Genomic DNA, 23,572 nt, shown 5'->3' on the forward strand with positions numbered 1-23,572 from the left:
GCTTACGTTATGTGAGCGGTTTTTTTATTAATATTTATAAAAAACATAACCATGAAGTTCTTTTATTTCTTAATTCTATTATTTTTTCAATCATTTTTAACAGCGCAGGTACCTGAATGGGTAGTACCAATAAGAGAAATTGATAAGGAATCAATATCAGATATGGTGACAGGTTCGGATGGAAGTATCTATGCCGTAGGCTTGTTTGAGGGACATGTTGATTTTGATCCGGGGCCAGGACTTTATTATATGAACACCTTTACACAGGATAAAGGAAGAATCTTTTGCATAAAGTTAAGTCCCAATGGTAACTTAATTTGGGCAAAACAAATGGGAGGTAATATTATGGCATCCATTACAGATGATGAAAAACTCCATCCTAAAATTGCCATTGATGGTGCTGACAATATATATATTACAGGAATGTGTTTTACAAATGTAGATCTGGATCCAAGTCCGTTCAGTTCATATTTTATTCCCGGCGCACCTATAAGTTCTGTTTTTCGTTTTGTTGGGAAATATAACTCCAATGGGAATTTCATGTGGGCAAAGAAAGTAGGAGGGGATGATCCTAATGTAGCAAGGATTAATAGTATGAAGGTTGATCCTGCTGGAAATATATATATGGGTGGTGACTTTAGATATACTATAGATGTAGATCCGGGACCAGGTGTTTATAATCTTACAACAGATACTCTATCTGATATGTTCTTTATGAAACTGGATACTAATGGAAATTTTGCCTGGGCAAAACAAATGGGGTCTCTTGGAAATGATGATAAAATTGAAAAGATGGTTATCGATGGTCAGAATATTTATATCACAGGGTATTTTAAAGGACAAATAGATTTTGATCCGGGAAGTTCTGTACATCAGGTTCAATCTCATGCGCTTGGAGATGCATTTGTTGGGAAATATAAACTCTCAGATGGAGGTTTTCAATGGGTAAGGTCTTTTGCTTCCAATGATTTTGCTTTCGGGTATGCTGTAGATGTAGATGAAACCGGAAATGTATACAGTGCCGGAACATTTAAAGGGACTGTAGATTTTAACCCTGATCCAAATACTACTTTTAATATGACATCCATAGGCCCATCCAGTATTTATTTCCTGAAACTGAATTCCGCGGGACAGTTTGTTTGGGTTAAAAACTTTGGAGCAATGGGGACTTTAGGTTTTACATCATCTGAGCTACCACATTCTGTAGCTGTAAAAGGAGATAAGGTATATCTTGCCGGACACTTTCTTACCAGTATGGACTGTAATCCTGATGATAACGCGGAGAACTGGATATATGCCAATGGAGGAAATGATGATATTTTCTTTATTGCTCTCAATGCTGGTGGAAACTTTTTATGGGCAAAAAGCTACGGTGGAGAACTTTATGATTATCCTTATAATATTCATATTGATGCAAATAATGATATTTTATTGTGTGGAAGATATTCTAACAAGGTGAATTTTTATCCCGGAGTAACCTTTGCTCCGGTTTTGGGAGTATATGATGGCTTTTTATTAAAACTGAAAGAGAATGCTTATTTAAACCTAAAAACAGATGAATCTGATTTTAGAAGAAGTTTAAAAGTTTATCCGAACCCAACCAGCGATATCATTACAGTTACCTCCGATTCAAAAATCTCAGTAGTAACAGTAAACAATGCCGAAGGAAAGCTTATTCTTTCAAAAAAAGTTGAAGCAGTTTCAGTAACGCTAAGTATAAAAGATTTACCGACTGGTGTTTATTTTGTAAATACTGTAACCGGATCTAAAAATACTACACAGAAAATTATTAAGAAATAAAAAATAAACCGCTTACGTATCATAAGCGGTTTTTTTATTCAAGAAAACATACTATTTAATAATCAAAACTGGTAGGTTAAACCTGTCAAACTGACTTATAATATTAAGCAAATGATTACTATCCACAGGAGTTGCCCAGCCTGTAGTCCTGTTTTGGAGTCCTAAGCCGTTTGTATTAAGAGAAATCTCACTTTCAAAAACCAATATATTGTTGGAGTATACATATATCTTACTTTGTATTGTTGAAACATCTGAATTGTTATATCTGAAATTACAATTAAGCAGATCGTGTATCAAAGCTGTATTGTCAGACTTTAAAACTTTCCATTTGGGAATTGTGGGGCTGAGGTTTTTTCGGTCTTCCTGAGTTAAAGTAATATATACAGCCATATTTTGAGAACTTTTCAGTTCAGGAATATCTTTTAATTTAAATACCTGGCCGGGTTTAAAATGAATAGATTCAGGATCTTTCACAGCTGCTAAGGATATGATCATTGGGTTATAGAAAAAATATCCTGTTATTAAGAGAAATAACGAAAGAATGATTTTTTTAGTCATATCATTTAATTATAATTATTAGTCTGGTGAATGTAATGAAAAGCAGCACAACTTTTAAAAATATTTACATAGATTCCCATTTTTATTTTCTTAAAAAGAGACATTTTATTCCTTTAAATTTCCTATGCATAACATTAAACATTTGTTTAAAAAACCATAAAATACATTTAAGATTCAGTTAACAGCCTTCTTCCACAGATACCGTTGCTTTGCAAAAAAAGTAATGATGGAAAACAATAACCAATTCAACAGAAGAAGATTTCTTAAAAACTCATTATTGGCAGCCGGAGGAATTTTCATTGCTCCTTTAATTGAAAGCTGCAGCGACGATTTTACTGAAAATGGTAATGCCCCTGACGATCTTAAAAACGGAGGATTTGAATCCGGAGTGGCAAGTTTTGATCCAAGTGCAGCGGGAATCATTATCTGGACAAGATATTCTAAGGGTACTGATGCAGAAATTACATGGGAGATCAGTAAAAACAGCAACTTTTCAGAAGTCGTAAGAAGAGGCCAGGTCAATGCAACAGCAGTAAATGACTTTACAGTAGCGGTGGATGTACAGAATATCTCTTCCAACACAAAGTATTACTACAGATTCTATAATAGCAAAACCAAAGAAGTAAGTGTGACAGGGGAAACTCTTACTTTACCATCGAAATCAGATACTGTAAACGAAGTGAAGATGGCGGTGGTATCCTGCTCCAACTTTCCTGCAGGACTTTTTAATGTTTATGGAGCTATTGCAAAATCTGAAGCTGACATAGTGGTACACCTTGGAGATTATATCTATGAATATGCTCCCGGGCAATATGGAACAAATCCTTACACCAATCAATTAGGAAGAGCCCACCAGCCGGCTAAGGAAATCCTTAATCTCAGCGATTACAGAGAACGATACAGACAGTACAGAGGAGATAAAAACCTTCAGCTTCTTCACCAGAAGAAACCATTCATCTGTGTTTGGGATGATCACGAGTTTGCCAATGACACCTATAAAACCGGAGCAGAAAACCATCAGCCTAATGAAGGCGATTTTCAGGTAAGAAAAATGGCAGCTTTCCAGGCATACAGTGAATATATTCCTCTTAAAACGGGTAAGGATATGAGAATTTACAGAAGCTTCAATTTCGGAAATATCGTTTCTCTTTATATGATGGATACCAGGGTAATTGCAAGGGATAAACAAATGGAATATTCTAATTATCTTGATAGTACGGGCAACTTTAATCAGGTACAGTTTAAAACAGACTTCCTGAGTACCAGCAGAAAACTGATCGGAAGCGAACAGATGTCATGGCTGAGTTCTCAGATCAATGGAGACACTGCAAAATGGAAAGTACTTGGACAACAGATTTTAATGACCAAAATGATGGTTCCGGCAGAACTTCTGATGCTATTGAACCAGATTTTAGCAGAAATAAAACAGCACGGAAGTGCACAACCAGCTACCATGCAGGCTCTTCAGAATACCATCACACAATTGATTATTCTTAAGACAAGACATCAACAGCAGGATCCTACATTAACGCCACAGGAAATTGCCAGAATCACAACTACTTTACCCTATAATTTAGATGCCTGGGATGGATATTTCATGGAAAGAGAACAGCTGTATTCCATTCTTGCAGGTAAAAATGTAGTAGTATTGGCAGGGGATACCCACAATGCCTGGTTAGGAAAACTGACAGACTCTCAAGGGAAATTTATCGGAACCGAGCTGGCCTGCAGTTCCGTTTCTTCTCCAGGATTAGAAGGTTACCTGGGAATCACGTCCGATCCTACAAAAGCTATAGAACTGGCTCAGGCATTTTCATTATTGATTGATGACCTTGATTATGCTAATCTCTATAAAAGAGGTTATCTGCATGTGAAATTTACTACCGGAAGTTCCGTAGCAGAATGGAGATTTGTAGACAACGTCATCTCCGATACGTACAATACAACTACAGAAAAAACATATACAATTTCATAGTTTTAATTTAATTATATCTTATTTTCAATTTAGTAAAAAGAGTCATGGTGTGCCACTGTGGCTCTTTTATATTATTAGCTTTTTTCGTATTCGTATCTTGAACAGATGCAAGAGGATGTAAGAAAAGATTTTTTACCGTTAGTTTCTAAGTCATGGTGGTTCATGATCTGGCTGACAAGAACGTTGGCAGTTCTTTTCAAATTTATTTTCACATCTCAAAATCTTATCCTTATATTTAATTTTCTTTTAAATTTTGTGATCCAATAAACAGAGACTTAATTTAAGATTAATTGAAAAGCAATGGTGGAAAATTTTATTTATTATCTGGGACTGGTCCTTGTCATTATCGGGGCCATTATGCTGGCTAACCGATTAAAAGTAGCCTATCCTATCATATTGGTTATTGCAGGACTTCTTATCAGTTTTATTCCCGGATTACCGGTGTTAAAAATTGATCCTGAATTGATCTTTATTATTTTCCTGCCTCCGCTTTTATACGAAGCAGCTTTTGCCGTTTCCTGGAAGGAAATCTGGAAACTGAGACGGATCATTACCAGCTTTGCCTTCATTGTAGTTTTTCTTACCGCAATATCTGTAGCGTTTGTAGCTAATTCATATATTCCCGGGTTTTCACTGGCGCTAGGTTTTGTGTTGGGAGGAATAGTGTCACCACCGGATGCTGTAAGTGCAGGAGCTATTTTAAAATTTGTAAAAGTTCCTAAAAATCTGTCTACCGTTCTGGAAGGGGAAAGCTTATTCAATGATGCTTCCTCGCTGATCATCTTCAGGTTTGCAATGGTCGCAGTGGCTACAGGGCAGTTTATATGGCAGGATGCAGCCTCGAGTTTTGGATGGATGGTTTTTGGAGGTTTGGGAATTGGAGTTGTATTGGCTTTTGTATTTCTTAAAATTGAAAAAATATTTCCTACCGACGTTAATATGGATGCTATCCTTAGCCTGGTAGCTCCTTATGTGATGTATATTGCAGCAGAAGAAGTTCATGCTTCGGGGGTGTTAGCTGTAGTGAGTGGAGGGTTATTCCTTTCTGTAAGAAGACATGAGATTTTCAGAACTTCACAATCCAGATTAAGAGGCTCCAACGTCTGGGAAAGTTTTGTATTTCTGATCAATGGAATCGTGTTCTTACTCATCGGATTGGATCTGCCGGAAATTATGATAGGTTTAAACAAAGAAGGAATAAGTCTATCTGATGCTGTCGGTTACGGAGTACTGATTACCGCAGTACTTATTCTCGTGCGTTTTCTGTCATCCTTTGGCGCTGTTTTTGTGACTCTGATTATGCGGAATTTTATTAATGTAGCAGACAGAGATCCGGGAATGAAAGCTCCATTATTAATGGGCTGGACGGGAATGCGCGGGGTAGTTTCTCTTGCGGCAGCTTTATCTATTCCTGTAGTGATGGAAAACGGGCAGCCTTTCCCGCATCGTGATCTCATCCTTTTCATTACCTTCATTGTGATTCTGGCTACTCTGATTATTCAAGGGCTTACATTGCCTGCCCTGATCGAAAAACTCAATTTATCTGATGCAGGAGGAGGATATATGTCCGAAGAAGAATCTGAACATTTTCTGAGAAGAGAAATGCGACGCGTAGCTTTCAGACATCTGGATGAAAATTATAAAGAAAGAAGAAGCGAAAATGAATATTTTAGCAAACTGATGGACCGCTGGGAACAGGAAGATAAAGAAGACTCTATTCATAAGCTGTCTGAAGAAGCGAAAGCAATCTATTTTGAAACCATCGAGCAGCAAAGAACCTGGCTTCGGGAAGAAAACAGACGCAACCCGAATATTGACGAAGAATATATAAGACATTATCTAACAAGGCTGGACCTGGAAGAAGAAAGGCTCAGAATGTAAAAAGTAAGGGAATGAAAAATTTAAAAAAGCAGCTCGGGCAGTTTCCCGACGAAAAAAGAAAAGAATATTTTAATACACTTCCCAATTATCTCAATGGGAGATTTCAGAATATATTGACAACACCTCCTTTACTGGAAGGAGAAAGCATGACCAAGGTACTTTTCCACACCTTATGTAAAGTAGAAAATACTTCACCCAAAACTGCACTTCCGTTTATAGTAACAGATTTAAAGAGCATTCAACCTGAAGAAAATGTTTTGGTATGGTTCGGGCACAGTTCTTATTTCATACAGGTAGATGGTAAAAAATTTCTGATAGATCCCGTTTTCAGCGGAAATGCTTCCCCGATGCCAGGTTCCATAAAAGCTTTTCAGGGAGCCGATTATTATAAGCCGGAACATATGCCGGAGATAGACTTTTTGCTGATCTCACATGACCATTGGGATCATCTCGATTATAAAACCGTTCAGGATTTAAAAGATAAAGTAGGAAAAGTCATTTGTGGTTTAGGTACGGGCCAGCATTTTGAATACTGGGGCTGGAGCTTTGACAAAATCATCGAAAAAAACTGGTGGGAAAGCATAGACATCGCAGAAGGTTTCAGAATCACGCTTACTCCTGCAAGGCATTTTTCAGGAAGATTACTGAACCGTAATATCTCACTCTGGACTTCATTTGTTTTAAAAACACCTACGAAAAAATTGTTTTTGGGTGGCGACAGCGGCTATGGAAATCATTTTACAGAAATTGGCGACCAATACGGACCGTTTGATCTGGCCATCATGGAAAACGGACAATATAACGAAAAGTGGCCGTATATTCATACTTTGCCGGATCAGCTTATCACAGAAATTAAAGAATTGAAAGCTAAAAACTTCATTCCTGTACACAATTCAAAATTTAAACTCGCACAACATGCATGGTATGAACCTTTAGTTCTTGCCTCAAAATATGCAGAAGAAAACGATATACCGATTACTCTTCCTATGATCGGAGAAAAAGTAGATCTGGATCAGTTGGGAACCACAACCTGGAAAAAATGGTGGAAGGAATATATGTAATGAATTACAAAGCAGACCATTTTTTTAATTTTAAAAATAAAAAACCTGCCCATCACTGAGCAGGTTTCTTCCTTCTTATAAAAAAAATAATCACTACAAAGGCTCCTTATGGTTTACCTTCGTATGAATAATGTCGTAAAATACAGCTGGGTTTGCTGCATCAGGAGTAATTCTGTAAGTGAACGTTGTTTCGTTCAGAAGCAGAATATCCACAACACGTGTAAAAGTAGGCGTGGTAAGTGTTCTCGTTTTCCCGTCCGGAGAAATAGACCATGTACCTTCAGATCTCAATGCATCATTTAATCCGAAAATTTTAAAAGTTCCGTTAGCTTTGAAATAAGAATATCCTACATATCCGGCCACACTTGCATCTGTAAGTGCTACATTATTTCCGCTTTTATCCTTAGCACCAGTCGTTTCCCATGGCGTGGAAGCTAGTGTAAGCTGTCCGTTAGTTGGTTCTGCATGAGAAGTTCTCGTGTGGATAATGTCATAATAAACAGACGGATCGCTGGAGTTAGGACGGATTCTGTACGTAAATTCATTTCTGTTTAAAACAAGAATTTCAACATCGCGGGTGAAAATAGTCGTCCCATCCGGGTTCAATGCTGCAATAGTTCTTGTTTTTCCCTGTGCATCTACAGACCATGTTCCCATTGATCTCAGTACATCAGTAAGATTGTAAATAGCAAACTTTCCATCTGCTTTGAAATAAGCAAAACCTACATATCCAGCAACACTGGCATCTGTAAGTGCTACATTATTTCCACTTTTATCCTTAGCTCCGGTTGTTTCCCATGGAGTAGAAGATAGTACCTGTGAGGGAGTCTGCTGTTCAATAATAATCTCATTATCATCACTTGAACATGCAACGAAAGATGCTGATAGCAGCATGGATGCAGACAGATAACATAATTTTTTCAGTGTATTCATAAGGGTATTTTTTAAGTCTTTGCAAACTTATCTGTAATAAATATCAAAACATTGTACAAAATATCTCTTTTGTTGTAGAAAATATAACAGATCAGGAATTAGTATGAAAGAAATGATATATGATCTATCTTAATTATTACATATGCTCAGAAAAAATCAATGAAATTGATTTCATTCTTTGCTCCCTGAAAAAATAACGGTAAACACTAAAACTTTGCGGTTAAAATCTCAATTTCTTACCATAAAAATTCACCAAAAATTCTATTTTTGAATATGAATAACAGAAACCGCGGTAAAAATACAGGAGATGACACTCTGTTCGGTTCAGAGAAGCAGATTGGCAAGCTGAAACTGGCTGTTGAGGACATGCGGTATCTTCTAACCAGAGAGTACCCGGAAAAAGCTGCTTCTGAACTTGTTGGAAACAGATATAGATTGAAAACCCGTCAGATACAGGCTTTACGGGGTGCGTCTGCATCAGATTCACAACTCTACAACAGGCGGTTGAAACACGTGGAAACCTTAGATTTAAAAGGAGAAACGGTTTATCTCGATGGCTTTAATGTTCTGATCCTGTTGGAAAGTCTGCTCTCCGGAGCTTATATATTTGAAGGATTGGATGGCTGTATCCGCGACCTTTCCGGAGTTCATGGAACTTATAAAAGAGTAAATCAGACTTTAAGAGCGGTAGAACTGGTTGCTGCTTTTTACCAGAAAAATCAGATTCAGAAGCTCGTCTGGATCTTTGACAAACCGGTTTCCAACAGTGGACGGATTAAGCAGATTATTCTTGAATTTGCAGAACAGCAACAGCTTAATTGGGAAGGTGATCTGCAATACAACCCCGATAAATTTCTGGCGGAAAGTTCAGAACTTATCATTTCCTCAGATGCCTGGATTCTGGATCACTGTAAAGAATGGTTTAATCTGATCGGCTACTTGATCAGAGAAGAAAAGCTTCCTGTTAATCTGATTAAAATGATGTAAAATATGAAGTTGTTTGAAGCTTATATTTCCCTGTTTTCTGAAGAATGGAAAGACAAATACCAAGGTGTCTTAGCGGAAGAACATCTGAAAACTCTGGAAAAAAATATCTATAAATTTAAGGAGAATACTTTAGAACTGTACTTACCTTATTTTAACGAAGAAATAATTATTGACAGGCAGGAAAGCTTTGAAAAATTCATTGATATTCTTGAAAGTAATAATTCAGATGAGGTGAAAACAGAATCTCTGGAAGCAATTCCCTTTGAGCATTGGCTGAATATTTTAGGACAAAGATTGACCTCAGCAAGCATCCGTGATGAAAGTGCAATTCCCCCTTTGAAAGCAATGCTGATCAATGCCTGCCGAGAACCATTCAACAATGAAATTACCATTGCACAAAGAGCCTGGGAAAAACATATTGGAAGGATGGATGACGATTTCTGGGGAGACATAAAAGGAAATAACCAGCAGAAACAAGAAAAAGTAATGATAAAAATTCATGATATCATTGACAACAGAACCTGGTGGAATGTTTTCTTCCATTACAAACATGAACTGGTTTTTGAAGTCAGGGAAAAAGAAGGCCATGGAATCCGATGGAGCCATGGTGGAACAAGACTGATCGGTTTTCTGGAAAAATTTATCAACGAATAAATAAAGCATAAACATCTGTGTCATCTGCGAAATCTGTGGGAAGATAAAAACTCTTGTTGATTTTGTTAATAAAGCAGATTCCTTCAATCATAAAGATTGAATTACATATCCCCAGCACGGATTAGCAATTTTACCTCTTCACTTTTTAGCATTTTTGTCATTTTTATCCTACGTAAAAACATTGCGCACTCAGTTTTTATTTTTGCAGCCATAGAACAGAAGTCATGAATTTCTGCCAGCTTCCATTTTATATTTGAAAATAATACATAATAAAAATTTTAAAAAGAAATGAATACATACATTGATATTGGCATTAATCTGACCAATAAACAGTTCTATAATGAACACGAAGAAATAATCAACCGCGCTTTGGATCATGGTGTTGAACATATGATTCTCACAGGAACCAGCGTAAGGGGAAGTAAAGAATCTGCCGAGATTGCAGAAGAATATCCGGAAATTTTATTTTCAACAGCCGGAATTCACCCCCACGATGCCAAATCTTTTAACGGAGAAAGCATTGCTGAACTCAGAAAATTATTGAAACAGGATTATGTGATTTCAGTAGGTGAGTGCGGACTTGATTTTGACCGTGATTTCTCCCCGAGGCCCATACAGGAAAAATGTTATCAAGCCCAGCTAGAACTCGCAACAGAAGTCAATAAACCACTTTTTCTTCATGAAAGATCAGCATTTAAAAGGTTTAATGAGATCACAGATGAATATCTTTCTCAATTGCCCGAAGCTGTTGTACATTGCTTTACCGGGACATTGGATGAGGCAAAAATTTATCTCGATAAAGGATTTTATTTAGGATTTACCGGAGCCATCAGTGATGAAAAAAGATTTAAACATCTTGAAGACGTTATAAAATATATACCTCTTGACAGAATAATGATTGAAACGGATGCTCCTTTTATGCTTCCGAAAAATATGCCCAGAATGCAAAACAGACGTAATGAACCATCCTTTTTACCTTACGTAGCACAAACAATTGCCCACCTGAAGAAGATCAGTATTTCTGAAGTCGCAGACGAGACTACAGAAACGGCCAGAAACTTTTTCAGGCTATAAAAAAGAGCTCTACTGATAAAGTAAAGCTCTTTTTTTATAAGCAGAATTGTCTTTCTTTTTACAAACTCTTTATTGCTGATTCTAAAGCCAGCTCCATCATAGGATTCAAGGCTTTTTCTCTCTCATCAGCAGAGATTTTTTCATGCGTAGGAATGATATCCGTTACCGTAAGAATAGTAGCAGCATTTTTTCCTAAATGCTGAGCATTGGCAAATAAACCGAATGCCTCCATTTCTACTGCGGGACAGTTGTATTTTGTAGCAATTTCAGGAATCGCAGGATCTTTTCTGTAGAAAATATCACTACTGTGAATGTTGATTGCTTTAGCGTTTAATGATAATTCTTTAGCCGTCTCATTGATGGTACCAAAGATATTTCCCTGGTGAGGAAGGATTTCATCTTCAATTCCCCATGCATATTTGGCATAAGTACTTTCGCTGGCAGCATTTTCAATATTTAAAATATCAAAAAGTTTAAGATCCGTATTGTAAGCACCACAAGTCCCGATTCTGATGATCGTTTCTACCTCATATTCTGTAAATAACTCAAAAGAATAGATCCCGATACTTGGGAATCCCATTCCACTAGCTCCTACAGTAAGCTCTTTTCCTTTATAAAGACCTGTATAATAAAAAATTCCTCTGGTTTTACTTACCAGTTTAGCATTTTCTAAATAATTTTCAGCAATATACTGTGCACGAAGCGGATCCCCCGGCTGCAATACTACTTTAGCAATTTCTCCTTTTTTTGCACTGATGTGAATACTCATAATGTTATTTTGAATGGAGCAAAGATAATAACTTTTAGATTGTTTCCATGATTACGATAATGGAAACAAGGAAGCCACCTCATATCAACAGAATATATAAGATGTTATCAATAAATGCCTTAAATAATATTATATATGTAGTCTTTTGTGTAATTCAAAACGTAATCTGGTAAATGCAGAACAATAAAAGAATAATACGAAGCAGGTATGATGGAAGTAGTCAGGCTAGTTTTGCAAATGTAAAACAACAAAATTTTTAAAAATGAAAATCGAGCATATTGCCATTTGGGTCAAAGATCTTGAAAAATCAAGAGCATTTTATCAGAAATATTTCGGAGCTGTTTCCAATGAAAAATACCATAATCCTGTCAAAAATTTTCAGTCTTACTTTTTAAGCTTTGATAATGGCTGCAGGCTCGAAATTATGACCAAACCTGATCTCAGAGAAACCGAAAACTCCTACGAATTCCAACAATATGGAATCATCCATCTTGCATTTTCAGTAGACAGTAAAGAAAGGGTAGATGAACTTACAGAGACGTTAAGAAAAGACGGATACACAGTGGTTGGAGAACCACGTACTACCGGAGACGGTTATTATGAAAGTGTAATCCTTGACCCGGAAAACAATATCATTGAAATTGTAGCCTAAACCGCTCATTGCGAGGAGCTTTAGCGACGAAGCAATCTTTATAAACACAAGTCAATAGGTTGGAAACGCAAAGTCGCAAAACTTAATCAATGCTGTGTATTAAGTCGCAAGGATTTTATCTCCGATAAAATTAATACTACAAATTATAATTCTGATAAGATAACCCATTAGAAAGTAGCCTTGCTGAAAATCTCAGATTGACTTGCGCCTTATAAACAACATAATGTCTATAATCTTTGCATCCTTACGTTTTCCAACCCTATAATTCCATATTTAACATGAATCTTCACTTTAAAAATTTTATTCTCAGCGAAATAATTTTATTTTTGTTAGATCATGGAAACCAAGTCACCGTTTTTAGACACGATCTTTTTGCTTCGTAAGGAAGAATGTATTACTCTTTTTTCAAACTTACAGAAAATTTCCCCTCAGGAAGAGACGGAAGCCGGAGATTATTTTGAAATAGAATTTGAAAAAGAACGACTTGAGTTTTTATCCGATCAGTTAAACTGTAACAAACTGGCAGCCGTATGGGCCGCAAAGATTCTCTATCACAGCGCACAGCTTTATCTGATCAGAGAAAATACAGAGAAAAATATTGAAAATCTTATTCCCGCATTTAAAGGAAGCCGGGATATTTCTTCTATCTTATCCGCAGACTTATCGTTGAGGTTTTTACCACAAATTATTGTTGCTTTAAACTCTGTAGATCCGGAAGATCCTTTGATTGCCATGCTGGAAGAGATTCTGACACATTTTCACTATTCAGGAATCGGGTATGATCTTGATCTGAAAAATGTCAATTGGCAGGAAGAATTGAAAGATAAGACTTACAGAAAACTCTATCTGGAAAGAATTGTTGAAAAAAAAGATTATAAACTGGCGGAAATTCCGTTTATCAATAAACTAATAACAGCCGAATTCGGAATTCACAAAGACGTATTCTGGCGAGAACTAAAAACTATAACCGAAGAAAACAATGAAAACGTATGAGAAAGTATTTGAATTTTTAGCTGACCCTACCAAAGAAACCTTTCTGAAATGCCGTGAACTGGTAATCAATGATCCTGAATACGATCCTTATTCAGAGGATCTTGAAAACATACGGAATTTACTGAATGAAGGAAAATTTGAAGAGGTTATACAATATGTAAATGTCAATATTCTATTAAGCCCGAGAGCTCATATTTATAAATATTTTGCATACAAAGAATTGGGTGATGAAAAAGGAAGGAGTATTGAAATGACAATCGCTCAGATTATTTTTGAATGTCTTGAAAAAACCGGAGACGGAACCAAAGAGTCTCCCTATATGATTACAAGAATTTCTGACGAAAGGGATTTAGTAAGACATCATCTCAACAAACAGGACGTATCCCAAAATCTGGTTAAAGATGGAGATAAAATCATGGATGCCCTTACACTTGATGACGGAACGCAACTGTACTTTGATATCAAAGACCCTTATCAGAGACTCGCTTTTTCATTCAGCAAAAGAAATGAACAGGCAGAAAGTAAAGATGAAGAGAAACCCCACAAGAAAAAATGGTGGAAATTTTAATTTTTTAAATCAATGAATCAGAATATCAATCAACTCAATACAGTACTTACCTACGTAAAAGAAACCTTTGTAGGTAAAAATGATGTCGTAGATCTGTTGGGAATCTGCCTTTTGGCAAGAGAAAATGCTTTTTTGTACGGTCCTCCGGGGACTGCAAAATCGGCGATTGTCAGAACGTTGGCAAAAACCGTAAAAGATGGAAAAAACTTTGAATATTTATTAACCCGCTTTACAGAACCGAACGAAATTTTCGGACCTTTTGATATCAGAAAACTGAAAGATGGCGAACTTCTGACCAATACAGAAGGAATGATGCCTGAAGCTTCCATGGTTTTCCTGGATGAAATTTTCAACGCCAACTCGGCAATTCTGAACTCACTTCTAATGGCACTTAACGAGAAGATTTTTAAAAGAGGAAAAGAAACAAAGCATTTACCTGCATTGATGTTCGTAGGAGCAAGTAACGTTCTTCCCGAAGATGAAGCTTTGAACGCATTATTTGACCGTTTTCTTGTGAGAATAAATGTAGATTACGTAAAACCTGAACTATTGCAGCAGGTACTTTTAGCCGGAAGAAAACTCGAGAATGATGAAGAAAAGGAAATTCCGGAAATCCATGCTGATGAAATCAGGCAGCTTCAGAACCTATGTAGAACAATTGACCTTAAACCCATATATGAAGTCTATCTGAATACCATTATGAGCCTTCGGAATACGGGAATTGCTATTTCAGACCGTAGAGCAGTGAAACTTCAGAACCTGATTGCAGCAAGTGCCTTGATCTGCGGAAGAAAAGAAGCCGTACTTTCCGATCTTTGGGTACTGAAGCATATCTGGGATACAGAAGAACAGATTGAAATTCTGGAAGGGATTATCAACAGGACGATAGAGAAAGATGATCATCCGGATTCCCATCCACAGGCGATGCACAACAAAACACCCAATCCCGAAGAAGTCATGAAAGATGTGACAATTCTTGTGGAAAAATGGAATAGCGGGATGCTGAGCTTTGAAGAACAGAATGTGATTAAAGATAAACTGAGATACCTGCAGACCCGCTGCGACTGGATTAGAAATCCTGAGCAGAAGCAGTACATCCAGCAAGAAATTGAAAACTTATGGCAGAAGATCCTTCAAAGCGTTTAAAAGAATTCTGGGCAGAACTTCCACGTGCTGATGAAGACTTTCTGGGCTCCATCAGAGACTGGAAAAACGTTCAGATTGCTGTGGATGATGACACAATCTGGCTGAAAGGCTTTACCGAAGACCAGGCAGCAGCTCCGGAAATACAACAGTTACCGGACTTTATCCTGTATGAACTTAGGGATGGTCTTTTATTCAGGAAAGAAGCTTTGGTTCCGAGTAAAAAAATGAGGACAGCATTGCTTTGGATACCTATAGACAAGGCTTTACAACTTAGCTTTCCTCCTTCCAATCAAAATTATTTTGGAATTCAGGAACAGGTTAGGGTAAGATTAAAAGAAAGTAATGAAGAGCAGCCCGTAATCGCTTTACTAAGCAATATTGCTGATATTAAAGAAAGTATTGCAGCATTACCCAAGTTTAAACTAGAAAAAATAAAATGGACTTTGCTGGGAGATAAAGCTCTGTTTATAGGAGTTCCTCTGTTAAGCTTTCCTGGGAAAACTTATTGGACTAAAGACAGACATCTACTGCCTGCCGGTCTGGATTTTGAATTTAAAAATGTAAGTACCCTGTTACAGCAGAAATATAATAAAGAACCGGAAGAATGGTTGCTTTGGGATGAAAATGGAAATTACCTTTTAATAAAAGAAACAGATTTCCGCCCATTGTCCGTAAGTTCATTCCGTCTTACAGAAAAATCAAGAGAATGGAATTAAAGTTCTATTTCCAGTCCTATGAAAATTATTTCTGGGAATGGAAAACAGATGAAGATGTTCCCGGAGATTGTGGTTATCATGATAATAATCTCCTCTCGGTTCCGGGAGTGGGAGCGATTGCTTACAGACCTTATGTAATGGAGATTCTTAAAGAACTTCAGTCGCAGGGATGGCCTCCTTTCGGGGCATTGCTTATGGTTTTGTATGCCACGCAGGACGGCTATATTGATTTTGCCGGCCCATTGAGACGTACAGCAGAGTTTTATAGTGGAGAAGATTTTGAATTTAATGTGGAAAAACAAATTGAATTCCTTGAAAAAATAAAAGCACTTCCCAAAGTTTACAAGCAAAAACAGAACAGAATTGTACTGCTGCAGACCTTATTCAACAATAGCCACAATAGAATATCTTCATTGAACTCTGAAGCTAATATAAGAATCTATTATAAGCGGCCGCATGAGCTGGCTTCAAGTGCAGAAAAACAGGATGCTGCTCCATTTGTTTTAAACAAAGATTTAAGCGCTTTAGATCTGAACGAAAAGTTTCCTACAGTACAATCAATCATTGATGCTGTGAAGGGGCTGGTTAATGAGCCTGAACTCGATGATGAGGTCGTAGAAGAAGAAACAACGGCGGATACTGATAAAGATTTCATCAAAGAATTAATTGAAGAACCAAAGACATTTCAGGTTGGAAGTCTCATCAAAAGAATATGGAGCGGTCTGAAAATTCCGATGCGCCACCTTTCTCCCGGAGAACAACCCATTGGAGGAATTTCTGATATGACCAACAAAGGCGATTTTCATAGGATGCTTCTTTCCGAATTTGCGAATGAAGATGATGTCTTCATGAATCGTGTTGCTAATAATGAGGCGCTTTACATCCAAAGAGAAATTCCGCCTGAAGAAAATATTTTTGAAAGAATTATTCTGATTGATACTTCTCTTAGAAACTGGGGAACCCCAAAAGTATTGGCTTTTGCCTCAGCAATAGCCGTTATCAAACATCCGAAAGCCCATTCTGAATGTAAAGTCTTTGCTTTAGGACAGGCAGGTGTTCCGATTGCGCTTAACAAAGTGGAAGAAGTGGTGGAAAACCTTAATCAGGTAAGTCCGGTTTTGGAAGTGTCAGAAGCCCTGGAAAAGTTTTTTAATGAACATCATTCAGAAAAGGATATTGAAGTTTTCTTCATTACCCATCAGGACAATATGGATGATGAAAAAATTCAGAGGGTTGTACATCAGAACAGAGATCAACTGAAGTTTTTGGTGACCACCACTTCAGATGGTGAAATTAATTTTTACAAACATCACAAAGGAGCCAGAAAGCATATTCAGAAAATAAAACTTCCATTGCAGGAGCTATGGGCCAATCCGCCACAGCAAAAACAATCTGTTCAAAACTTCAACGGAAAGAAAACAGATCTTCCACAAAATTATCCGATTTTATTTCCAACACCTGTTAATAAGATCGCTAAGTTTTTATATGAAGGAGAATTTTTCATTCTGAGTTCGAAAAAGCAGCTATTGAAGACTTACCTTTCTGATAACTATTATGACAAACATTCCTACGATTATTATAAAACACATCATGGCTGTGAAGTTTTATTTGATAATATTTCCATAAAACCAAAAGGACAGTTTGCTCTTGCAAAAAACAAACAGCAGCACTTTATTCTGTGTCAGTATCAGTCTGATCAAAAATTAATATCAAAGCTTAATCTTAATACCAGAGAATATTCAGAGCAGAATCTTATAGGGATGAATATTCCGGAGTCCTACAAACTGATTTATTTTGGGCGGAGTTTTTACCTGCATCACCCAGACAATTCTACCCACTATAAAATAAACAGAGATGGAAATATCTCTGTGGAACCTATTACCGGAAAAGATAAAGAATTTGAAAAAAATAATATAAAAGCCGAAGCGGAAGTTGATAAACTGAAGGGAAGCGGATTGAAGATTATCAATAATTTCAACAAAATAGGAATCAATCAATATGAAAATCTGGTTATTTCCGGACATGAACTGTACAGTTCTTCAGAAAACACGCTTGATTTTTCCAAAAATAAATATGATATTAAAATTTTTGCTGAGCAGAACAAAAATAAATTTACATTTCCTGACGGAAGTGAAATCATTACAGATTCACGGGGAATGCTGACTTTCCGGAGCAGTAACAAGAGCATTGAAGAGTTTTTCATTCCTTCCACAACTCATGGATTTCTCTCTTTGGCAACCTATACTGAATTTGGAGGATCAGAGTATTATCTTCCGGAACATGCTCTGTTGAAAGTAAGAACAATGGATGATATGTGCGACAGGTTTTTAAAACCGTTTATAGAACAGATTTTGGATTATGGAGCTTAGAATAAAACCTTTCCCGAAAAATAACTATCCCAAAAAAGGGCTTTTAATTAGAGGCTCCTCACCTATGATATGGCTTCAGGAAATGGAAATGCTTGGAATTAATTTAAGCCAAATAAGATCTTATGCAATTCCGGCCAACAGTCCCAATGTGCTGTACGGTTGTTTCCTTGTTTTTACTGATGATATTCCGCAGGAAATAGGTAGGAATTCTTACTTCCAGTGTGTAGATAACAGACTTTTTATTCCTGAAAATACTACTTTCTATCCCAAAATAAATCCGGAAGATTGGACACAGCTTGATTCCCGTTTTCTGGTGATACATCCTGAATTCGGACTGGTAAAACTATCTGAAGAAATCGACTGGATTTCATTAATTCAACAGCCCGGTATTATAAATGAAAGCATCAGAAAACCACTGAATGGAGTTTCAATTCCTCAAAAAATTGAAAGCTATACAGTTGAAATAGATGATGAAAAAGTGATGGAAGCATTACAGCCAAAGCAAACCGAAGAAGAATGGATAAATAACCTGCCGTTTGATCTTAAAAAAGTAATGGACGGGAATAAAAAAGAAATAGAAAAGTATTTAGAATATATTGAAAAATATCCTGAACGGGCAGTAGAATTAGGAGTTTCACTTGATGTGATGGGAACTTCCAGAGGTGACGGCTTTGGCAAATTTACCTGGCTGGAAGGATTATTTGGCGGAGGTTCCGGAGGGAAAACCGAAAGTGCAGGAACAAGAAACTTTCGCAGAATATTCTGGGCGGTAATTATTGCGGCTATAGTCCTAAAGATTGTATTACCTTCAGAAAAAAATAATTCTGAACAGGAAGAAAATACTGCCTCTTCAGGAAAAATTGCAGACAATGCTGTAAAAGCACCTTCTGATATGATTGCTTTCCAGTCCGGAACTTCAGAAATTGATCTTAAGATTGATTCAATGTATCACCAGCAGAGAACAGGATTATCTAAAGAGCTTATTCATGCCGGAATCATAGAATCCAAAACAAAAAAAGACAAAGAAAATTACAAAAAAGCTGGTGGAAGAGATGTAAGTGAAATAGGAAGCGATATCGGAAAGCTTGTTAATAAAGAAAAACAGAGCAGAGATTCTCTCAAAACCATTTATACCAAAAAAATTACAAAGCACCTTGAACAAAATACAGAAAAACTGAAACGTAAAATTTCAGATTCCTTAAAACAATACACCAAAGAAAAGCCAGTGAATGGTGATGTTGTAAAATATCTTCTGAAAAAGAGGAAGGCTTTGATGGCTGATTCCTTGGGAAAACTTTATGGTACATTGGATATCGTAGATCCTTCTTCTGCTTCAATTGACAAATCCAAGGTCAAAGGAATAGGTCCGGAAGGATCTCCATTAGAGAAAAAAGCCCCCGTTTCAGATGTTATGTATATGGTTATGCTGATGATTGCAGGGGTGGGATTGTATTTGTTTTTATTTAAAAATAAATCATTAAACCTTGGTGGTGATAATGTGCCTGTCTGGGTGAAATTTATTTTAATAGGAATCCTTGTGGTGATGCTGGTGTACTTATTTTATCCGTTGGTAAAGATGTTTGGCTATAACTGGTTTGTATGGGTTCTGGTGATTTGTGTGATGCTGCTCCTTTATCGCTTGTTCAGAGAAGATAAAACCATTTTAAAATCCGATGATGATGAATAAACAGAAATTTATAGACAAATTTATGGCGGCATTTGTACTGCTTGCCCTATTTAAGGTTATCGGAATCGTAGCCCAGTTATTTCATGAAAGCTTTTGGAGTGTAGTCGGAACATTGGTTATTTTCTTAGTTGTGGCGTTTATCATTCTTCTCGTGATTACTTCTTTAAAAGATAAAGAACAGAACAACAGAAATTCAGCAGGAAGAAAAGGCAGTGGAAGCAGCAGTTTCTATCTGGAAAATTCACTTTTTGACAGAATCCGAAGCAAATATGAAGAACTAGCCGAAAAATATATTGCTGAAAACGATTATAAAAAAGCAGCCAGAGTTTATATGAACCTGTTGCAGGATAATTACAGAGGTGCAAAAACACTTGAAAATGGAGGGTTCTACAATGAAGCAGCCGTAGTCTATCTTAAAAAACTGAACAATAAATCCGATGCAGCAACCTGCTATGAAAAAGCAAAACAATACAAAAAAGCCATTGATCTCTATAAAGAAATGGAGCAGAAAGAAAAAGTAGGAGATCTCTATAAAGAAATCAATGATCTTAAAAATGCCCACCATTACTATCAAATAGTTGCAGATGACTATACAATCAATAATCAGATGGTGAAAGCTTCCCTTGTATACCGTAAAAAAATGGAAAAAGCTGAAGAGGCACAAAAAGTACTGCTGAAAGGATGGGAAGAAGACAGAGATGCTTTCAATTGTTTGAATAACTACTTCGCCAATATCTTTGACATTAAAAAACTGGAATCTGAAATACAGCATTTATATCAGAAAACTCCGGCTCACAAAAAGATCACTTATCTGGAGGCTCTGAAATATGAATTTAAAAAAGATCCGAAATTACATGCCGTCACAAGAAATATTGCCTACGAAATCATTGCCGAAAAAGTAGCCACCCGCTCCGAAATTGTCAATGAGCTGAAATTTTTTAATCCCAATGATGAAGTGATTCTTAAAGATATTTCGAGATTTAAAACGGGAAGGAATAAAATGTTTAGAAATTAAAGAAAAAATAAAATGGACAATACAGCAAAATATCTTTATTTTAAATATGATAATAAAAATCCATTTGAAATTGTACAGGAAATGATATCAAAAGGCAAACCACCATTGTATGCAGTAAAAGAAATTAAGGAGAAATTTCCTGCATTTTCGTTAATGGAAGCTAAAGAAGTCTTTGTTATAGCAACTTCAGAACATAAAAGTCTTTATGATTATCAGGGAGATTTGTTCAAACAACTTGAAAAACTGGATGAAGAAATGAACAACATTAATTAAGGGAATAGAAAATTTTGCATGATAAAATTTAGCAGACAGCTTCATCAAATCAATTTTTAATTGATCCCTCTTAGCTTTCTTAGAATAATCAGTTATAAGAACAAAAAACTTTGCGTTTTAAAAAATAAGATTCACCTGTAAAAAGCCATGATAGCATGCCATTTTTATTCCCCTTCCTTGTGACAATTATAAAATAATAACAAAAAAGATTTATCTTTGCCCCAGAAAATTATGACAATACAAAGAGCACATATCAATGCAGAACTATGCGAAAGTCCTTCTACAAAAGGGTTATTCGGATATGATGAGGTGATATGGAATGAGGCGAAATGTGCTGACTTTGGAAATTATTTACTGTAAACTTGTAAAAATTTAATCAAAATACAACAGAAACGCCTCGATTTTTCGAGGCGTTTTTTGTTTTTTAGGTCAGAAATTATTTAGAATGAAAAAAAATAACTATAAACATGAAAAATTTTTAATAAACAATGAAACTTTAATACGATAAAATAGAGTGATAAGCAACCCGGTGAGAGACAGTCATTTAGGTAATTAAGATATCTGCAAAATATTGCGGACAGAAATTCTCTATTCTAAAAACAAAGCATAAGTAATTGATTATCAATAATTTAATTTGAAAATTTATTTGCGGATTCCAAAAATTCATATTTACTTTGCAACCGAAAATTGAAAGCAACAGGTTTTCAGGATTCAATTAAAAATAATTTAGAAACAAACAAAAATAAAATGAAACAGTTACACAACATATTCAATCAATACTCAAGACTATTCGGACATGAGCCGGCAGGAGTTCTGTGTATTCTTGATAGTGAAATTGTGGATGAAAGGTGCTTATATACGTGGGTCAGCTAATGATCTCTTACGTTTAAAAATATAAAGCGCCTCCCGAAAAGAGGCGCTTTTTTATGGTTTCTTTAGCTTATTTGGTAAAGCATCGGTGTGTGGAACCGGAGAACAGGGTTCGATTCCCGGAGATACCCAAAATATAAAATCCCATGGCTCAAATGGTTAGAGCATCGACCTGATACGTCGAAGGTTGAAGGTTCGATTCCTTCTGGGATTACAAAAAATGTGAATTGATCATTGGCGATTCACAAACTAAAAGACAATCTCATAGCTCAAATGGTCAGAGCACCGGTCTTTTAAACCGGGGGTTGAAAGTTCAAATCTTTCTGGGATTACCAAGCGGTTCCGTAGCTCAACTGGATAGAGTATGGGTTTTCTAAACCCAGGGTTAGAGGTTCGAGTCCTCTCGGAATCACAAAAAAGGTTCATGGAAAATTTCCAATCCGGCTGTCTCCCGGAAAAGAAATAGAAGTGAACCCCAAAGCTGGAAAGATAACGGTGGTTGTTTACCCGTCTTGGACGCGGGAGGTCGCAAGTTCGAATCTTGCTTTCCAGACAATTTGTTCCATTAGCATAGAGGTGAGTGCATTCGGCTTTCTACCGAACGACAAGGGTTCGATCCCCTTATGGAATACAAATGATTTCGTAGCTCAAGTGGTTAGAGTATCGGTCTGATACACCGAAGGTTGAAGGTTCGAGTCCTTCCGAAATTACAGTAACTAATTGTTAATTGTTTCAGGAGAAAAAGTAAAAGTTTGTCGAGAGCAGAAGATCTTTACGCCAAACACGAAAAATACAGACAGGCTTTTCTTCTCTCCGGATTAATTAAAAGTTAAGAATATCATTTATAAATTTTTAGGTAAAAATAAAGTTTGTCAAGCGCAGAAGTTCTTATATCAAACAATTTTAGACAGACTTTATTTTTTTAATCTGATGGTTCGCCGAAGTGGAAGAGTCGGGGCGGTCTGCAAAACCGTTGTGTAAACTGAGTGGGTTTGAATCCCATAGCCATCTCAAAAAAGAGAATGAGAGTAGAAGCAGGAATGCAGATGAAATATCATCACTCTTAAGAAATATCCTTTATTAATAAAAGAAAAAGGCTGTCGAGCGCAGAAGATCTTTAGTTAAACATTCAATATAAAGACAGACCTTTTCTTTTTAAGAGGAAATGAGGAATTACTTATTGCTCATAAAAATCCGGAAGTACGCCGAAGTTGGAGAGTCGGGGCAGACTGTAAATCTGTTGCTTCATAGCTGAGTAGGTTCGAATCCTACTACTTCCACCCAACCACTGGTAATGTAATGGCAGCATGCAGGAAATGTACTCTTGTTGTTTAGGTTCGATTCCTGATCAGTGGGTTAAAAGCTCTATTCGTCTAATGGTGAGGACGGCTGCCTTTCGAGCAGAAAATATGGGTTCGATTCCCTTATAGAGTACTGGATGTGAATAGCTGGTCAATATTGATATAATACCATGAAAGTTCAGATTTTTTAAAAAAATTGGCCAGTTACCATTCACACAAAAAATGAAGAAAAGAGAAAAGGTCTGTCAAGAGCAGAAGATCTTTAGTCAATAAAAATAGACAGCCTTTTA

20 protein-coding genes and 9 tRNA genes are annotated in these 23,572 nt (G+C 36.5%); 26 read left to right on the plus strand and 3 right to left on the minus strand.

Going from position 1 to position 23,572, the window contains the following annotated elements; genetic code table 11:
- Positions 1-51: 51 nt before the first annotated feature.
- Positions 52-1,800, plus strand: coding sequence for a T9SS type A sorting domain-containing protein (locus KIK00_RS19155; protein ID WP_255813886.1), 1,749 nt, complete (start codon positions 52-54; stop codon positions 1,798-1,800).
- Between the two features lie 51 nt (positions 1,801-1,851).
- Here the strand turns inward: KIK00_RS19155 and KIK00_RS19160 are convergent, their stop codons facing one another.
- Entirely contained in the window at positions 1,852-2,358 is a 507-nt protein-coding gene (locus tag KIK00_RS19160) for a hypothetical protein (protein ID WP_255813887.1), read from the minus strand.
- Positions 2,359-2,581: 223 nt separating this feature from the next.
- Between KIK00_RS19160 and KIK00_RS19165 the strand changes: the two genes are divergently transcribed.
- The 3 genes from KIK00_RS19165 to KIK00_RS19175 all read left to right on the plus strand — a co-directional run bounded on the left by KIK00_RS19165 (position 2,582) and on the right by KIK00_RS19175 (position 7,275).
- A complete protein-coding gene (locus KIK00_RS19165; protein ID WP_370647716.1) occupies positions 2,582-4,333 on the plus strand; it encodes an alkaline phosphatase in 1,752 nt (583 codons plus the stop codon).
- A 300-nt stretch (positions 4,334-4,633) separates the two neighbouring features.
- Positions 4,634-6,214 (plus strand): Na+/H+ antiporter, encoded by a 1,581-nt coding sequence (locus KIK00_RS19170; RefSeq protein WP_255813889.1) that lies wholly within the window; start codon positions 4,634-4,636, stop codon positions 6,212-6,214.
- Between the two features lie 11 nt (positions 6,215-6,225).
- Positions 6,226-7,275: an MBL fold metallo-hydrolase gene (locus KIK00_RS19175; RefSeq protein WP_255813890.1), complete on the plus strand. Its 1,050-nt coding sequence runs from the start codon at positions 6,226-6,228 to the stop codon at positions 7,273-7,275.
- Positions 7,276-7,368: 93 nt separating this feature from the next.
- Here the strand turns inward: KIK00_RS19175 and KIK00_RS19180 are convergent, their stop codons facing one another.
- Positions 7,369-8,208, minus strand: a complete 840-nt coding sequence (locus tag KIK00_RS19180) for a DUF4822 domain-containing protein (RefSeq protein WP_255813891.1) — start codon at positions 8,206-8,208, stop codon at positions 7,369-7,371.
- A 273-nt stretch (positions 8,209-8,481) separates the two neighbouring features.
- Here KIK00_RS19180 and KIK00_RS19185 point away from each other — a divergent pair, with 273 nt between their 5' ends.
- The 3 genes from KIK00_RS19185 (at position 8,482) to KIK00_RS19195 (ending at position 10,923) form a co-directional block, all read left to right on the plus strand.
- Entirely contained in the window at positions 8,482-9,195 is a 714-nt protein-coding gene (locus tag KIK00_RS19185) for a DUF434 domain-containing protein (protein ID WP_255813892.1), read from the plus strand.
- A gap of 3 nt (positions 9,196-9,198) precedes the next feature.
- A complete protein-coding gene (locus KIK00_RS19190; protein WP_255813893.1) occupies positions 9,199-9,849 on the plus strand; it encodes a hypothetical protein in 651 nt (216 codons plus the stop codon).
- A gap of 288 nt (positions 9,850-10,137) precedes the next feature.
- Positions 10,138-10,923, plus strand: coding sequence for a TatD family hydrolase (locus tag KIK00_RS19195; protein WP_255813894.1), 786 nt, complete (start codon positions 10,138-10,140; stop codon positions 10,921-10,923).
- A gap of 58 nt (positions 10,924-10,981) precedes the next feature.
- Here the strand turns inward: KIK00_RS19195 and deoD are convergent, their stop codons facing one another.
- Positions 10,982-11,692, minus strand: a complete 711-nt coding sequence (deoD, locus tag KIK00_RS19200; protein WP_255813895.1) for a purine-nucleoside phosphorylase — start codon at positions 11,690-11,692, stop codon at positions 10,982-10,984.
- A gap of 262 nt (positions 11,693-11,954) precedes the next feature.
- On the opposite strand from deoD, the gene KIK00_RS19205 reads away from it, so the two are divergent.
- The 19 genes from KIK00_RS19205 to KIK00_RS19295 all read left to right on the plus strand — a co-directional run bounded on the left by KIK00_RS19205 (position 11,955) and on the right by KIK00_RS19295 (position 23,415).
- The gene (locus KIK00_RS19205; protein ID WP_255813896.1) at positions 11,955-12,344 is read left to right on the plus strand and encodes a VOC family protein; all 390 of its coding nucleotides are present in this window, start codon (positions 11,955-11,957) and stop codon (positions 12,342-12,344) included.
- Positions 12,345-12,680: 336 nt separating this feature from the next.
- Positions 12,681-13,337 (plus strand): hypothetical protein, encoded by a 657-nt coding sequence (locus KIK00_RS19210; protein WP_255813897.1) that lies wholly within the window; start codon positions 12,681-12,683, stop codon positions 13,335-13,337.
- Entirely contained in the window at positions 13,324-13,905 is a 582-nt protein-coding gene (locus KIK00_RS19215; protein WP_255813898.1) for a DUF4919 domain-containing protein, read from the plus strand. Before KIK00_RS19210 ends, KIK00_RS19215 begins: the two co-directional genes overlap by 14 nt.
- 12 nt (positions 13,906-13,917) lie before the next feature.
- Positions 13,918-15,051, plus strand: coding sequence for an AAA family ATPase (locus KIK00_RS19220; protein ID WP_255813899.1), 1,134 nt, complete (start codon positions 13,918-13,920; stop codon positions 15,049-15,051).
- A complete protein-coding gene (locus tag KIK00_RS19225) occupies positions 15,024-15,767 on the plus strand; it encodes a hypothetical protein (RefSeq protein ID WP_255813900.1) in 744 nt (247 codons plus the stop codon). The genes KIK00_RS19220 and KIK00_RS19225 overlap by 28 nt, the downstream gene beginning before the upstream one ends.
- Positions 15,758-18,136, plus strand: coding sequence for a hypothetical protein (locus KIK00_RS19230; RefSeq protein ID WP_255813901.1), 2,379 nt, complete (start codon positions 15,758-15,760; stop codon positions 18,134-18,136). Before KIK00_RS19225 ends, KIK00_RS19230 begins: the two co-directional genes overlap by 10 nt.
- Entirely contained in the window at positions 18,126-19,823 is a 1,698-nt protein-coding gene (locus KIK00_RS19235; RefSeq protein WP_255813902.1) for an APC family permease, read from the plus strand. The genes KIK00_RS19230 and KIK00_RS19235 overlap by 11 nt, the downstream gene beginning before the upstream one ends.
- Entirely contained in the window at positions 19,816-20,838 is a 1,023-nt protein-coding gene (locus KIK00_RS19240; protein WP_255813903.1) for a soluble NSF attachment family protein, read from the plus strand. Before KIK00_RS19235 ends, KIK00_RS19240 begins: the two co-directional genes overlap by 8 nt.
- A gap of 12 nt (positions 20,839-20,850) precedes the next feature.
- Complete coding sequence (locus KIK00_RS19245) at positions 20,851-21,111, plus strand: hypothetical protein (protein ID WP_255813904.1); 261 nt, start codon at positions 20,851-20,853, stop codon at positions 21,109-21,111.
- A 231-nt stretch (positions 21,112-21,342) separates the two neighbouring features.
- Positions 21,343-21,471 carry a penicillin-binding protein gene (locus KIK00_RS19250; RefSeq protein ID WP_255813905.1) on the plus strand — a complete coding sequence of 43 codons (129 nt, stop codon included), beginning with the start codon at positions 21,343-21,345 and terminating at the stop codon, positions 21,469-21,471.
- Between the two features lie 574 nt (positions 21,472-22,045).
- A tRNA-His gene (locus tag KIK00_RS19255) sits at positions 22,046-22,113 on the plus strand.
- A gap of 8 nt (positions 22,114-22,121) precedes the next feature.
- Positions 22,122-22,195 (plus strand) — tRNA-Ile (locus KIK00_RS19260).
- A 44-nt stretch (positions 22,196-22,239) separates the two neighbouring features.
- Positions 22,240-22,316, plus strand: a tRNA-Lys gene (locus KIK00_RS19265).
- A gap of 3 nt (positions 22,317-22,319) precedes the next feature.
- Positions 22,320-22,393: transfer RNA gene (locus KIK00_RS19270), tRNA-Arg, on the plus strand.
- Positions 22,394-22,462: 69 nt separating this feature from the next.
- Positions 22,463-22,534 (plus strand) — tRNA-Pro (locus tag KIK00_RS19275).
- 83 nt (positions 22,535-22,617) lie between these two features.
- Positions 22,618-22,691 (plus strand) — tRNA-Ile (locus KIK00_RS19280).
- Between the two features lie 219 nt (positions 22,692-22,910).
- Positions 22,911-22,992 (plus strand) — tRNA-Cys (locus tag KIK00_RS19285).
- 185 nt (positions 22,993-23,177) lie between these two features.
- Positions 23,178-23,261, plus strand: a tRNA-Tyr gene (locus KIK00_RS19290).
- A gap of 82 nt (positions 23,262-23,343) precedes the next feature.
- Positions 23,344-23,415 (plus strand) — tRNA-Glu (locus KIK00_RS19295).
- Positions 23,416-23,572: the final 157 nt, after the last annotated feature.

Origin of the sequence: Chryseobacterium sp. MA9 (assembly GCF_024399315.1) — a bacterium.
Taxonomy (GTDB): Bacteria; Bacteroidota; Bacteroidia; order Flavobacteriales; family Weeksellaceae; genus Chryseobacterium.